This window comes from Paenibacillus sp. S02 (assembly GCF_019454065.1).
Taxonomy (GTDB): Bacteria; Bacillota; Bacilli; order Paenibacillales; family Paenibacillaceae; genus Paenibacillus; species Paenibacillus polymyxa_B.
Window position 1 is genome coordinate 2,800,555 of record NZ_CP073682.1, and the last position, 15,330, is coordinate 2,815,884.

The following is a 15,330-nucleotide window of genomic DNA, read 5'->3' on the forward strand; positions in this document are numbered from 1 at the left end:
GAAGGGACAAGCAATAATATGGATATTAAAGGTGTGGAGGATCTATATTTATCTTGCAAATCAGACCTCTTTGGCTATCTATTGAGGATATTGCATAACAAACAGGATGCTGAAGATTTGTTGCATGAGTGCTTTATTCGGTTTATAAGAGCTTCACCTGACTTGCCTCAAGATCGTATTCGATTTTATCTTCTGAGAATTGCTAAAAATTTAGCTATAGATTTAATCAGAAAACGAAAAAAAATGGATGAATACAACTTACGTAAGGAGCTGCTCCACTATCACTGGGATATCCTCGATTTTGAAATTCAGGAAGAGGTTAATCGAATTCTTTTGATGGCAAGTAATACCGAGCAAAGGACGGTACTTGAATTGCGTTTAGTCCGAGGATACTCCATAAAAGAAACGGCTAGAATCTTAAACAAGAGTGAAAATTCAGTAAAGTCTTCGCTACACAGAGCTTCAAAACGCATTAAATTAAGATATATTTCCTGACTGATTTGGACGACAGCAGACATTCTTTTATTCAGCAAATTGAAAGTACTAAATCTAAGAAAGAGAATAATTTCTTAAAGAGGAGTAGACATAGAGTCTGCTCCTGTTTTCGCTCGCTACAGAGATAAAACAATAAGATCGATATTTTCCACCATAATAGATAATAAATATCCCCTTTTTTTGGATTGTTTCTATTTATAATGAAAACGCACCCATAACAATCAAAGGAGCTGATTTGTTTTGACACGTAACAAACGCTTAAGAAGATTGTCCACCGCCATGTTAACGGTGCCTATGCTCACGATGTTCGCTTCAGGTGCAATGGCAGAGCAGGAAATGAACGGACATAAGCCTCCGGTTTCTAGTGGAAGCGGCGTATTTTATGAAATTTATATCAATTCTTTTTATGATTCGAATGGAGACGGACACGGTGATTTGAAAGGAATCACACAAAAACTTGATTACTTAAACGATGGCAAACCCCATTCGGGAAAGGATTTGCAGGTCAGCGGCCTCTGGCTTATGCCCCTTAATCCATCTCCAAGCTACCATAAATATGATGTAACTGATTACTATCAGGTGGACCCGCAGTATGGGAGTCTAAATGATTTCCGCACCTTGATGAAAGAAGCGGACCGAAAGGGCGTCAAGGTGATCATGGACCTTGTTATCAATCATTCGAGCAGCGAGCACCCATGGTTTAAGGAGGCCAGTGCCAACCCACAAAGCAAATACCACGACTATTACGTATGGGCGGATGAGAACACAGATTTGGAAGAAAAGGGCTCGTGGGGTCAGCAGGTATGGCATAAGAATCCGAATGGCGAAGGGTATTTCTACGGTACATTCTGGTCGGGCATGCCGGATCTGAACTTTGACAATCCCGAAGTCCGCAAAGAAATGATCAAAGTCGGCAAGTATTGGCTGCAGCAGGGTGCAGACGGGTTCCGGCTTGACGCGGCGATGCATATTTTTAGAGGACAGACGAAGGATGGTGCGGATAAGAACATCGCTTGGTGGAATGAATTCCGTTCCGAGATGGAGAAGGTAAATCCAAATGTATATCTGGCAGGAGAGGTATGGGACAAACCGGAGACCATAGCTCCTTATTACGGACCGCTCCATTCCCTGTTTAATTTTGACCTGGGTGGAACGATTTTGAACTCCGTGAAAAACGGCCGAGATCAGGGTATCGCGGCATTCGCCGAGAAAACGCTGCAACTGTACAAATCGTATAATAAGGCGGCACTCGATGCTCCGTTCCTGAGCAACCATGACCAGACCCGTGTCATGAGTGAACTGGGCGGGGATGTGCGAAAAGCCAAGCTGGCTGCTTCCATTCTTTTGACGCTTCCGGGTCAGCCGTTCCTCTATTACGGGGAAGAAATCGGTATGAAGGGAGAGAAGCCTGATGAGTATCTTCGTGAGCCTATGCGCTGGTACAAGGGAGATGGCCCTGGTCAAACGACGTGGGAGAAACCCAAACACAACACAGGCGAGGTATCGGTGGAAGCGCAGCTGAGGGACGATGATTCCCTGCTGGAAAGCTATCGCACACTCATCCGTCTGAGGGAAGAACATGAAGCTTTACGCAGCGACAGTCTGCAACCTATACAAGCAGGTTCTGCCAGCGTGACCGCATTTAAACGTACTTCAGGCAAAGAAACACTGTATGTATATCATAACCTGTCTGGAGAGCCGGTTACCCTGCAGATGAAAGATTTCGATAAGGGTAAATGGAAAGTGGTCTTCTCCACCTCAAAGAATGTAAAGGTGAAGAAAGGAACAGTTACAATTCCGGCTTACAGTTCTCTAATTACCGAAGAAGACAGGAAGAGCTGAATATACGGCAAAATTACCGTTCAGATGAATCAGGATATATATCGATGAATCCAGTTTGGGTGTTAACAGCACCCCATTTTTCTATATAAGTTTTGCTGCATACGAATAGAGGATTTAAAACCGTCAGGAGATCAGTTAAATGTCAAAAAGACAGTTTTTACGACGATTGTGTGTTGAACCGGGAAAATTACTCGTTTCAACTAGACCACTTCGATGTAAAGCACGCCCCTTAGAGTGCACACAGGGAAGGATAAATGCATTCTCCAGTGTATATTCCAAGGGGCATTATTTAATACCCTCAATCATAGTAAAGATCGGACGATTCCATATGATTATAAAGGGGGTATGCCTTCCGGTACATTTCGGCTCTTGCTCTTAGCAAGCAACTTCTCATCGAACGGCAGATTCTCTTTGATCGCCCACAGGTCGTCATAGCTGAGAATCCAGCGATCGGCTCTGGACAGATCCTGCCGGCCGGAGCCAGGGTTGTGGAAGCCGATGCAGTGCATTCCTGCACTTTTGGCTGCCTGGACCCCGTTCTGTGAATCTTCAATAACGATGCAATGGGCCGGTGCAATGCCTAGCTGTTCGGCGGCGTATAAGAAGATGTCCGGTGCCGGCTTGCCCTGCAATACCTCTTCACCGGTGATTCGAATGTCGAAGTAACGGCCAAGTCCTGTCTTTTCCATAATGAGATCAATTAGCACCCGTGGAGAGGAAGAGGCTACCGCGACCGGAATCCCTTTCTCTTGCAGCCAGTCCAGCCACCGTTCCAGTCCGTCGATCGCCACAAGGCCCTCGTGTGCAATCATCGTCCGCATCACATTTTTTCGGTGATAGGATAGGGCCTCTTCCACCGTATTGGTGAGCTGATGTCTGTCCAGTACCTGACGCCACATAGATTCGAGTGTCACTCCAACATAGGTATGGTGCTCTTCTTCCGTCATGGACGCACCGAAATGGGCAAAGGAATTGCGCTCGATCTCAAAATAAATCGGTTCGCTGTCTACTAGGACCCCGTCCATGTCGAAGATGACTGCTTTGACCGGAACGGACGCTGATGGGCCTCCCAAGCATTCATTATTTGGCTGCGCATCATGATGAATGGTTGTCATGTCCATTCTCCTCCTTGTTCGTATCTGGATTAGTTACCGGAACCGTTCGATTGCAGCACAACCTTGATTGCCTGTGAAGAAGGCTGAAGGGTCCGCTCGTTGATATTGCATCCGAGGGTCAGAAAAGCCTCACGGTAGTCATCAAGCGGATACGAGTGGGTAATGATTTTTTTGGCGGGAATGATCTGCTGCTCAATCAGGTAATGCGCCGTGGAGAACGTGCCCAGAGAATCAATCGAGCCGATGATTTTAAGGCTACGGTCAACGACCTCTTTCGGATTAAATGAGCTTATCCCATCTCTCAGCCCCACCAGCATCAAATACCCGCCGCTCGCAAGCTGGCTTAATACCTCAGTGCCGACCACTCCTGTGGTATCCACAATCATGTCCACCTGATTCTTTAACGGAGCTAGCTCATGAATGGCCGACTCCAGTGTGGCGTGCGCGGACCATCGCTCAGGGGCAATGGAATCCGCTATGGCGAGCCGCTCCTCCGAGATGTCAACGAGGCAACCAGTTACACCTTTCGAAGCAAGAGCATAGCTGTACAGAATCCCGATCGGACCTGCGCCTAGAATAACGGTTGTGAAGTTCGGCAGCAGGTTAATCTGGTTGATCCCGGTTAGCATACAGCTCAGCGGTTCGGTCAGCGTCGCTTCTTCGTAGCTGATATGATCCTTCAGCTTGTACAAAAAACGGTCCTCAGTCACATAATAATCGGTGAACGTACCGTCGGCGCTGACTCCGGTCTCTGTTACGGCTTTATGTGTGCAATGATTCTGTCTTCCTGTCCGGCACATTTCGCATTGACCGCAGTAATATGTTGGATCAATCACCACACGGTCCCCAGGCTGCAGTGAACTGACGGCTGATCCTACAGCGATCACATCCCCCGCTGATTCGTGGCCCAAGATCGTGGACGGCACGGCATGATATTTGCCACTAATGATGCCTAGATCCGTACCGCATACGCCTGTCGCCCGAATCCGGACAAGTACATCGTTATCTTTTTTAATCTCCGGGATAGGTCTTTCCTCAAGTGCGACATCCCAAGCTGATTTGTATACCAGTGCAAGCATGAATAATTCCTCCTTTTGCCTGTTAGGCAGATGGTTAGTGTAGGGTGGTCAGAACAGTGTCAAGCCGCTTAACAATTTCTACAATCTCGTCTTCTGTAGCCGTGAGGGAAGGTCTCACTTTGACCACATTGCCATAACCGTAACGGGAGCCTCTGAGAATTAGCTGCTGTTCGGCAAAAGCGCGGTCGATAATCGCATTGCTCTTAACTGCATCTGGGGCATCGTCCTCGTCGACAATTTCCAATCCCCACATCAATCCGACGCCGCGAGCCTCACCGATGATGCAATCGTGCTTATTGGCCATCTCTGTCAGCAGGGTTCCGAGCAGGCTTCCTTTGGACCGAACGGCTTCCAGAAAACCGGGCTCAGATACAACCTCCAGCGTGGCTTTGGCTGCCGTAACCGAGATTAGATTGCTACCTGAGGTGAAGGAGTGCTCGTGCTTCTCCAGGACATTAAGCCGAGACTGCATCAATACCGCTGCTACCGGTACACCAATGCCGCCGAGACCCTTGGCGAGAGTAATGATATCTGGCTGGATATCCAACAGCTCACTTGCAAACATGTAGCCTGTCCGCCCAATCCCGGTCTGCACCTCATCAGCGATCAGGATCAGCCCGTACTCGTTGCACAGCTGACGGAGCCGCTTAAAATATCCTGCAGGTGGGATGATATTGCCTCCGTTGCCCAAGATGGGTTCAATAATCATGCAGGCCACAGAGCCTGAGCTTGCATACTCAATGGCATCCGATATGGCTTCGACGCATTGATAGCCACACTTGTCAGGCGAAGAATTAAACGGGCAGCGATAGCAGTAGGGAGCAGGTACATGCAGGGAATTTGCTGCAGCCGAGTTGGGAAATTTCCTCCGCCGGAAGGCGTTGCCGGATATGCCTGTTGCGAACTGGGTCTGCCCATGATGGGATAGATACAGGCTGATTATATCGAGCGCTCCGGTATATTTCTGGGCTAGCTTTACAGCGCATTCGTTCGCTGTGGAGCCGGTAATATCTCTCATCCATCCCGCGTCGATGCCGTTCGGCGTATACTGGATCAGATGATCCAGGACTTCCTCGACGTAAGGCTCGGTAAAGGATGAGGACATGTGGGCAAGATTGGCGACTTGTTCCTGTACCTTGGTGACCACATGAGGGTGATTATAACCGAGCGAGAGATTGAAAGTGCCAGATACGCCATCCAAATATTCCTTACCCGAATCGTCAATCAGAGTAATGCCTTTTCCGTATCTGAAGCGTTCTTTGGTTAAGGTATGCACGATGTTCCCCTCCATATCAGAATATACATTCTCATTAAGTACATCCTTAAAAAGTGTACTGCCCTGTTACAACATAAAGCGGTGGGCCTCACCTCCCCCAAGAATAAAGAATTTCATCCTTCCTTGCCCTGATGTACAAGGGAGTCAACTACCCGTCTGCTCTTGCCATTCCACAGATGCGAGAGAATGACTGCCAGCAGCAAAATTAGGCTGAAAGCCGCCAAAATCCAAAGGGTAGCCGTCACCGACCATTCGCTCATGCTCCAGCCTGTTACATATTGAAGAACTGCTCCGCCAATTCCGCCTGACGCAATCAGAATGCTGGTCGTTCTCTCGGTCATTCCCGGAATTAGCAGGTTCGCATAGACGAGGGCAATACAGAAGAGACCGGACATGAATAACCCTGCACCAAAAATCAGAAGATATGTAGCCCACTGACTGGCTACAAACGCCATTGCGACCAGAAAGCAAAAAGTTCCGATTCCGCTCCACAGCAGGAAAGGAATATATCCTGCTGACTCAGCAATCTTCCCTGAGAACATGCGGCCGATGATCATCGCAATCCAGAGTATGCTAACACCCAACGAGGCTATGGATTCCCGAATTTGCAGGGTCTCGATCAGAATAGAGGGCAGGAAGTTCATGAGCCCCAGTTCAAGCCCCATGTAAACAAAGAAGAATACAATGAATATTCCCAGTAACACACGGTGCTGTACCGAGTACCGGGCTTGTTCGACCGATCGCTCAGAGGTTTGGAGATCTGCTTGGATAAGGTGGGAAGAGGAGGAAGCAGGCATGGTAATCCAGAACAGTCCCAGAATAAACGTCAGAAGGGAGATGGTGTAGAAGGTCAGATACCACATTCCAAGCCAGATATACAGGCTTACCACCGCGGGAATGAGCAGTGCACCAAGTGCAAAATAGACATCCAGCTTGGACATGGCTACGGCTTTCTGTTCTTCGGTGAACTCAATCGTGAACGCTCCGATGGACGACTCAATGATGCCTGAGCCGAAACCAACCCAGATGGTCATCACGATAACCCAGGTCCATGAGGGGAGTACACCCAAGAAGGCATACCCTGCCACGATACTAACCAGAGCAATGGACAGCATAGACTTGCGACCGATGTGTAGAGCCATGAAGGGGGAGAACAGAACGCCGACAAGAAATCCGAAAAACTGAAGGAACAACAATAATCCGCCATCGCTGTATCCCCGTCCATAGTAAGGCAGTAGAACCGGCAGTAATGCTCCAAGCACCACACTAGTAATGCCGATTAACAGATAGAAAGCACAACTTAAAGCGAATAGTCTCTTCAAGGTCCGTCCCTCCATAAGTCTATATTTTTTATATGGATTCTGTTGCTTTACTAGATTATACCTTTTTATTGGAAATGTATATATCTATTTATATAAAAAATGTAAAAATAATCGTTCGACAATTTTACACGTATTTGCTTAATCCAGTTAAGGCGAAACCCGGTTATCTGAAGAAACTGCATGCGGAAGGGAGAAATAAGATCAGCCCAAATTGTTTTCGGGCGCCAAACCGCTCATAATTGAGGCATAACTTTGTGTTTGCAAAATTAGGTTAGTAAGGATACCTAACAGTTGTTTTACTTAATACAACTATGATTGATAGGGTAGGAAAAAGAATGTTAACCGCTTACAATTCAAAAGGGAGAGGGAATTTTATTCGAAAGTTGAGAAGGAGAAAAATGAAGAGGAGAAGAAGGAATGCAGTGCAGCATAATTATCAATAGTCATGTGTACGGCTTTTTTGAACTTTACAACAAAAGGAGTCATCCAAAATGAATTTTTATTTAGAAATCCCGGAGCTTGACCGACATTTTCCTTTCCGGAGTTTTATTAATAAAGGCGACGTGCTTTGCTATCCTCATTGGCATAAAGAAATTGAAATTATTTATGTGACCCAGGGAACCTTGGATCTGGGAATTAACGATATTTCGATACGCATGAAACAAGGTGAAGTTCAGTTTATAAATGGGGGTGATGTTCATTATTTCTTGGCTTCTCCCGACAGCGAACGGGTGGTTATTCAATTTGATCTGAGCTTTTTTCAAGAGGTCTCCACATTAAGTGATCAGAAACGCCCTCTTAGATATATATTTACGGAGATGGAGCAATCAAGCTGGAACTGGCCAGAAGAAACAGCAGCTAAAATGCTTCCTCTGATTCAAAGCATTTATGATGAGAACGTCAACCACCACGAAGGTCATGCCTATATGATCAAAGCCAAGTTGTTTGAGATGTTGACTCTTATTATGCGCGAAGTGCCGAGAAGCATGACGCCAAGGCTTCCTGAAATCTCTGAAAGAACCTTAACACAATCAAAGGACACCCTTTATAAACTGGAACGTATTTTTGAGTATGTGGAATGCCATTATCATGAAACCATCTCATTGAAGAATGTCGCTGGTTATATGGGTTTCAGTCCCTATTATTTCGCCAGACTGTTTAAGAAGAATACGGGGATGACCTTTGTAGCATTTTTGAATGATTACAGACTGAATAAGGCAAAATGGATTTTGTTGAATGAAAACAATCCGATCACTGAGGTCGCAGAGGCAGCAGGGTTCAGTAGTGTAAAGACGTTTCATCATCTCTTTAAGGAAGCGACAGGAACATCACCATTGAAATACCGCAGGACAATATTCGGGAATAATACAGCAAGAAATGAGGAGGAAAGCTTTTCATGAGATTTGTATGATAGAGCTATCCGACGAAGTGAAGGGAGAGTTACGAGGACATTAAAATTTATGGATCCATGAGCAACCGCTTGATATGCGGTGGGCTTAAATCAGGAGTGGAGGAAGATGAAAATGGGCAATCGTATATACAATGTAGTCATTATCGGTTATGGAGGCATGGGAAGCTACCATGTTCAATTGATCGAATCTAATCAGCAACTTGCCGTTGGCGGTGTATATGATATTGTCGATTACCGAATGGAACTGGCTGCGGCTGCCGGCTATAAAACCTACACTAGCCTGGATGCCGTTCTGGCCGATCAGGCCGTGGATATTGTTTTGATAGCAACACCTAATGATGTTCATAAGGAAATCGCGATCCAGGCACTACAAGCCGGAAAACATGTCATTTGTGAAAAGCCGGTTACGATAACGAGCGCGGATTTATTGGACATTGTTGAGGTGGCGAAGAAAGAAAATCGTGTGTTTACAGTACATCAGAACCGTAGATGGGATGAAGACTTCCGAATTATCAAAGATATAATTGGCAATAAGACCGTAGGCGAGCTTTTCCAGCTGGAATCGCGAGTTCAGGGGGCTAATGGGATTCCAGGTGACTGGCGGCAACTAAAGGCGTATGGAGGAGGAATGCTGCTAGATTGGGGAGTACATCTATTGGACCAGCTGCTTCAGATTACGGACAGCAAAATAGAAAGCGTAGCTGCTACCCTAAGCTATATTTTGGGGACTGAAGTGGATGACGGCTTTACCAGCTTTATTGAGTTCAAGGATGGCCTGACAGCAGTCATTGAAGTGGGTACAACCAATTACGTAAAGCTGCCGCGCTGGTATATTAAAGGAACCGAAGGAACCGCAGTGATTAGGGATTGGGATTTGAGCGGAGAGATCGTCACCCGAAATCCAGATGTCGCTCACGTGGAACCCAAGCCGATTCAAGCAGGTCAAGGATTGACGAAAACGATGGCGCCGCCTTCTGAGGAATCCACCCTTAAGTTCCCGATTGAGAAAATATCTGCTGCTGCAGAAAGCTTTTATGAAAATTTTGTCTCCACCATCGAAGGAAAAGCGGAGATTGCGATCAAAAGCGAAGAAGTACACCGTGTATTGGTGCTGATTGAGACGATTTTTGAGGCGGCGGCAACGAAAAGCGTGATTCGAAGAACTATTTAGATCTGCTTTATTTTCGATCCGTCATAAGAGAGATATATAGGAGCCTGGAGAGAACCAAACAGATTTATTTAATGAAATTTTGGGATGCATTTAAGTAATCAGAAACCTTTGAAATGGTGAGCAAAATAATTTTGCCCACCATAAAACACAAGCGGGTATCGCTCCACAACCGAATTCTATTACTTGATCATTTTTAAGTTGCTGAGATTTCGAATAGGTTTAATTTACACGTAAAGAGAAAAAGATGTTTTTACATAAAATCCGCTATTTCCTCCTTATAAATCAACATATTCCACTCTAAATTCTTCCATAAAAACATAAAATAATCCATGAAAGTGCTAGAATAATCATTTGTATGAGAAAAGAGGAAGGGAGAGATCGTTTATTGTACTGTGCGACCAGAAGAATATAGATGAAGGGACGTAGAGAATGAGGAGTTATAAACGAAGATCCTGGAAACGCTTATTTTTACTCATGATCACGGGGATACTTGTATTAACATCAGTAAGTGTTGTTACGCCGATCAATGCTGATGAATTGCCTAAAAACGTTACAAGTACATCAGTAAAACTTTCATGGAAAGCCTCCGAAGACATCGCCGAAGGTAGTAGAGTATCAGATTACGATCTCTATCGCAACGATTCTCTCATCAAGCAAAATATCTCCGATGCAACATATGCCAATCTGCCGAAGAACCTTGATTTGACAGCCCTTCCAGACAACCAAGCGGTAGTTTACTATTTTAAGAAAAGCCGTGGCTGGAGCGATGTAAATATCCACTATGCTCCCGATGGTTCATCCTGGACATCCCCGCCGGGTATCAGTATGAATGAAAACGCTTGCTTGGATTGGGCCAAAAAAACTATTGATCTTGGCTCCAAAACATCGATGAAAGCAGCATTTAACAACGGCTCTGTCTGGGATAATAATAAAGGCGCTGATTATCATTTAGCTGCTGGTTTAAGTACCATCAAAGACGGCATCGTCACAACAACAGGAGCTAAGAATCCGTGTAACCCTCCAGTTATTGATTTAGAAGCACCTTCTATACCTCAATTATTGACAGCCAATGCCGATGGACTACGAATCCAATTAGAATGGGATCCTTCTGTTGATAATGTTGGTGGAAGTGGAATCGGCGGGTATGAGATCACTCGCACAGGAGGAACTAAAGGCAAAAAGGTCTATACGACGACCCGTACTACCTTCCAAGATTCATTATTGGAAGCGAAAACGACATATACGTATACAGTTAAGGCATACGATAAAGCAGAACCAGCCAACAAATCGGAAAGTAGTATTGAGGTAAGTGCAACAACAGGAACTTCATCACCTCCTGCTCCAAAGGGAAGCCCGATCGGAACAGATATGCGTGAAGATTCAATTTACTTTGTGATGACTGCCAGATTCTATGATGGGGACCCTTCGAACAACCGAGGTGGTGCGAATCATGTTTCAAGCGGCAATGCAGCCAACAGTGATCCAATGTTTAGGGGCGATTTTCAAGGGTTAATCAATAAACTGGATTATATCAAGGCTCTTGGCTTCTCAGCGATTTGGATTACACCGGTTGTATTGAATCGATCTGACTATGACTTTCACGGCTATCATGGTTACGATTTTTTTCGAGTGGATCCCAGGTTAGAGTCACCAGGTGCAACATACCAGGATTTGATTAATGCTGCACACGACAAAGATATTAAAATTATACAGGATGTTGTGTACAATCACTCTAGCCGCTGGGGTGCAAAAGGTCTATTCACGCCAAAAGTATTCGGTATTCGAGATAATCAGTGGAGCTGGTACTATGACGAACCTCAAGAAGGAATCGAGTACGATGGCCTTCAGCAGAATGACGCAGGCAAGCCGTATAACGGTGACCTATGGTCAACGAAGGAACCGGAGGGCAACACCTGCCGGAATTGGGGAATCCCAATGAACTCAAAAACCTACAATTGCCAATGGCCAAACCCCACCTCTGGCATGTTTCCTTCACAGTACTATCACAGTTGCTGGATCGGCAATTGGGAAGGGGAAGATTCACGGAGTTGTTGGCTGCATGAGGATCTGGCTGACTTTAATACAGAGTCGAAGCCTGTCCAAGATTATTTAATTGAAGCGTACAATCGATTTATAGATATGGGCGTAGACGGGTTTAGGATAGACACCGCTGTGCACATTCCACGCGTTACCTGGAACCGTCATTTTCTTCCTGCAGCGCAGGAGCGGGCGATTGAGAAGTTTGGTGAAAAAGGACGTAATTTCTATATGTTCGGTGAAGTGGGTGCTTTCGTTAACGATAAATGGAACCGAGGTTCTGTGAATCATTCGGCTCAATTCTTCACCTGGAAGGAACGCAAAGAGTATAGCACCAATGATGAAGCAGCTGCGCTGGAACAATATCAACACGAAAATAATCTTGGTACAGCCAATCAGCCTTTATCCGATAATGCATTCCTCAAAGGAAATTTGTATCATGAACCGGACCATTCGCAATCCTCCGGGATGAATGTAATTGATATGAGGATGCATATGAATTTTAGTGATGCGAATAACGCATTTTGGAATGGCAAGGATTCGGATGACAGTTATAACGATGCGACCTATAACGTAGTGTATGTTGATAGCCATGATTATGGACCTAACAAGTCATCGACCCGGTATACGGGGGGCACGGCTGCGTGGGCTGAGAATATGAGTTTAATGTGGACTTTCCGTGGAATTCCAACATTGTATTATGGCTCAGAGATCGAATTTCAGGCAGGCAAGCCAATCGACTGTGGTCCAACGTGTCCATTAGCAACCACAGGACGTGCTTACTATGGAGATCATATTGAAGGTACAGTAGTAGCCTCCGATTTCGGACAGGTAGCTTCTGCTTCAGGTTCGGTTGCTCAAACCCTGCAGCACCCACTTGTAAAGCACATTCAGCGACTGAATCAAATTCGAAGAAGTATTCCTGCCTTGCAGAAAGGACAGTATTCTACAAAGGATGTAAGCGGACAAATGGCGTACAAGCGACGTTATACGGATTCATCAAAAGGCATAGACAGTTATGCTTTAGTTACTGTTAGTGAATCAGCTGTTTTTCGGAATATTCCTAACGGCACTTATAAAGATGCTATTACTGGAGACGTCAAAGAGGTCACGAATGGAACGCTCAATCTGACAGTTTCGGGCAAAGGAAACTTAAGGGTATATGTACTTGATCTCCCGGGTAATCCTGCTCCCGGTAAGATCGGTGAAAACGGGCCTTTCTTGAAGCCTTAATTTTTAAATATAAGAAGTATGGAGGGAATGACATTCCTAGGAGTGTCGGTGGTTTGAGGTTTTAAAAACACACTCATAAACATATGGGTGTGTTTTTTTGGTGTTGAGGATGAGTCGTTCATGCCATTAACAGAATTTTATCATGATTAAGTAATTCCCCATATTCCTCGTCATTGATTGAAAGTAGCACAGATAACAAGAAGATGTAACATTTTCCGTAGCTTAGTACGTTAATGTAGACACCTTAACGTACTTAAGAGTATTCTTATGTGTACTTAAGAAGGACCCCGTTGCAACCAAAACTAATGAAATGTAAGTATATAAAGGAGGCCCATATGTATGAAGTCTCATACCTCTGACCGTATTAAAATCCCGCCAGGATTGTGGGCAGGATTATGTCAATTAGGGTTTGGCGCCCACGACGTCGCTCGCAAAGCACAACTGCCGATCACCATTATTACGGAACCAGTAGTCACCACCGCCCAATATTTTGCGATCTGGCAGGCATATTCTGATCTCATTGGTGACACTGCCCAAGGAATCATCAAGCTTGCGACCGTCTTTGATACAGCGAAGTACCCACCGACCGTCTTAGCGACTTACCACGCTCGGGACTACCGCGACGCTCTAAACCGAATGGCTCGGTACAAACAACTGTGCCCCCCGGAAAGCCTACATATCACTGAGGAGGGCGAGCACTGCACAATTGATTTGGAATGGCTGTCTCCCGAGCAATCTGGACCGCCGATGCTGGTTGGTATCACGCTGGCTTGTCTTCTGGAGATTGGACGCCGGGGCACAGGTCAACCTTTGACCGCGCAGCTTGTTGAATTTTCGCACTCCATGGGTGATGTACAGGCGCTTGAAGCTTACTTCGGCTGTCGCATCCGGATTGGTGCAAAACGTAACCGATTGACGCTACATCGAAGAGATCTGGACCGCCCCTTTGTCTCGTACAACGAAGAGTTGCTGGAAATCCTGACTCCTGTTCTGGACCGATCGTTGGATGAACAGCAGCGCAGCCGCTCAATTACCGAGATGGTCAAATGGATCATGAAACGTAGCCTTACAGGAGGGCGCCCTGACATTCAGGCTGTGGCGAAGGAGCTCAGTATGAGCGATCGTACCTTGCAGCGCCGACTTACTGACGAAAACACGAGCTTCAAGCTTCTGTTGACACAAGCTAGACATGAGCAGGCACGAAAGTACTTGGCAGACCCCTCGCTTGATATTAAAGAGGTGGCATTCTTGATTGGATATGAAGACCAGAACTCGTTTTACCGCGCCTTCCGCCTATGGGAGGGTGATACACCTTCAAATTGGCGGACTGAACATCTAGGTACAAACTTGATATCAGGAGCACGGTAGGACTGCCGACTATTCATTGATACAATTCCTAATGAGTTTTGTCATTTGGCGTGTTAAACAAGAACTTTGGCGCATTATACTAGTTACTCGACAATCCAGACAAGATAATATAATCACTATCCGGAGCACAAGACTGTTTTAAAAAAGGAGAAGTGTATTATGGATATGGGATTAAACCATAAAACAGCTTTAGTTACAGGATCAACGAAAGGTATAGGTAAAGCAATTGCCATTGAACTAGCCAAAGAAGGTGTTAATGTACTAATTAATGGACGAAATTATGAAGAGGTAGAACGAACTGTAAATGAAATTAAGTCAGATTTCCCAGCTACCTCTCCTCAAAATGCCACAGCCGATATTGTGGATATTGGACAAAGAGATGCTTTATTCGAAAAATACTCCAATATTGATATTTTAGTTAACAATACGGGTATTTATGAAATTATGCAATATGAGGACGTAGACGATGAAGTATGGGAAAAATACTTCCGCACTAACGTTCTTGCAGCAAATGGATTATCAAAATTTTATTTACCTAAAATGTTGAAAAATGATTATGGCCGCATTATTTTTATTGCGAGTGAAGAAGCAATTATGCCTTCAGGACAAATGCCTCAGTATTGTATGACAAAATCTATGTTGTTATCATTGTCAAAAAGCTTATCTAAATTAACAATAGGAACAGAAGTTACAGTCAATACGATCATGCCAGGACCAACACTCTCTGAGAATGTGCACCAAATAATTGAGAGTATGTATCCTCATGAAGATATGACTTTTTCAGAAAAAGAGAAAGATTTTATGGTTACCAACCTGCCTCAATCTGAAATACAGCGATTTATCAAGCCTATTGAAATAGGTAGACTAGCTACATTTGTATGTAGTCCTTATGCATCTGCATTTAAAGGTTCTCCAATCCGTATGGATGGGGGAATGGTACCGACTATTTTTTAGCGATTGTGGAGAGGCTTGTTGAAATTA

At 45.1% G+C, this 15,330-nt stretch carries 11 protein-coding genes; 7 read left to right on the forward strand and 4 right to left on the reverse strand.

From position 1 onward, the window contains the following. The first annotated feature begins 18 nt into the window (after positions 1-18). Both KAI36_RS12365 and KAI36_RS12370 read left to right on the forward strand, forming a co-directional pair. Positions 19-495, forward strand: coding sequence for an RNA polymerase sigma factor (locus KAI36_RS12365; RefSeq protein WP_220027885.1), 477 nt, complete (start codon positions 19-21; stop codon positions 493-495). Between the two features lie 240 nt (positions 496-735). Continuing rightward, a complete protein-coding gene (locus tag KAI36_RS12370; RefSeq protein ID WP_220027886.1) occupies positions 736-2,337 on the forward strand; it encodes an alpha-amylase family glycosyl hydrolase in 1,602 nt (533 codons plus the stop codon). A gap of 332 nt (positions 2,338-2,669) precedes the next feature. Here KAI36_RS12370 and KAI36_RS12375 read toward each other — a convergent pair whose 3' ends face one another. From KAI36_RS12375 to KAI36_RS12390, 4 genes are all read right to left on the reverse strand, one after another. Continuing rightward, the gene (locus KAI36_RS12375; protein WP_220027887.1) at positions 2,670-3,452 is read right to left on the reverse strand and encodes an HAD family hydrolase; all 783 of its coding nucleotides are present in this window, start codon (positions 3,450-3,452) and stop codon (positions 2,670-2,672) included. A 29-nt stretch (positions 3,453-3,481) separates the two neighbouring features. Then, positions 3,482-4,531, reverse strand: coding sequence for a 2-amino-2-deoxy-D-mannitol dehydrogenase GutB1 (gene gutB1, locus KAI36_RS12380; protein ID WP_220027888.1), 1,050 nt, complete (start codon positions 4,529-4,531; stop codon positions 3,482-3,484). Positions 4,532-4,565: 34 nt separating this feature from the next. After that, on the reverse strand, positions 4,566-5,807 hold the full coding sequence (locus tag KAI36_RS12385) for an aspartate aminotransferase family protein (protein ID WP_220027889.1): 1,242 nt from the start codon (positions 5,805-5,807) through the stop codon (positions 4,566-4,568). Between the two features lie 113 nt (positions 5,808-5,920). After that, positions 5,921-7,129, reverse strand: coding sequence for an MFS transporter (locus KAI36_RS12390; RefSeq protein ID WP_220027890.1), 1,209 nt, complete (start codon positions 7,127-7,129; stop codon positions 5,921-5,923). 491 nt (positions 7,130-7,620) lie between these two features. Between KAI36_RS12390 and KAI36_RS12395 the strand changes: the two genes are divergently transcribed. From KAI36_RS12395 to KAI36_RS12415, 5 genes are all read left to right on the forward strand, one after another. Then, positions 7,621-8,529, forward strand: coding sequence for an AraC family transcriptional regulator (locus KAI36_RS12395; protein WP_220027891.1), 909 nt, complete (start codon positions 7,621-7,623; stop codon positions 8,527-8,529). Positions 8,530-8,646: 117 nt separating this feature from the next. After that, the gene (locus KAI36_RS12400) at positions 8,647-9,711 is read left to right on the forward strand and encodes a Gfo/Idh/MocA family protein (RefSeq protein WP_220027892.1); all 1,065 of its coding nucleotides are present in this window, start codon (positions 8,647-8,649) and stop codon (positions 9,709-9,711) included. A 474-nt stretch (positions 9,712-10,185) separates the two neighbouring features. Beyond that, the gene (locus tag KAI36_RS12405; protein WP_258382289.1) at positions 10,186-12,981 is read left to right on the forward strand and encodes an alpha-amylase family glycosyl hydrolase; all 2,796 of its coding nucleotides are present in this window, start codon (positions 10,186-10,188) and stop codon (positions 12,979-12,981) included. A gap of 339 nt (positions 12,982-13,320) precedes the next feature. Next, the gene (locus KAI36_RS12410) at positions 13,321-14,349 is read left to right on the forward strand and encodes a helix-turn-helix transcriptional regulator (RefSeq protein WP_220027894.1); all 1,029 of its coding nucleotides are present in this window, start codon (positions 13,321-13,323) and stop codon (positions 14,347-14,349) included. Positions 14,350-14,508: 159 nt separating this feature from the next. After that, positions 14,509-15,303: an SDR family NAD(P)-dependent oxidoreductase gene (locus KAI36_RS12415; RefSeq protein WP_220027895.1), complete on the forward strand. Its 795-nt coding sequence runs from the start codon at positions 14,509-14,511 to the stop codon at positions 15,301-15,303. Positions 15,304-15,330: the final 27 nt, after the last annotated feature.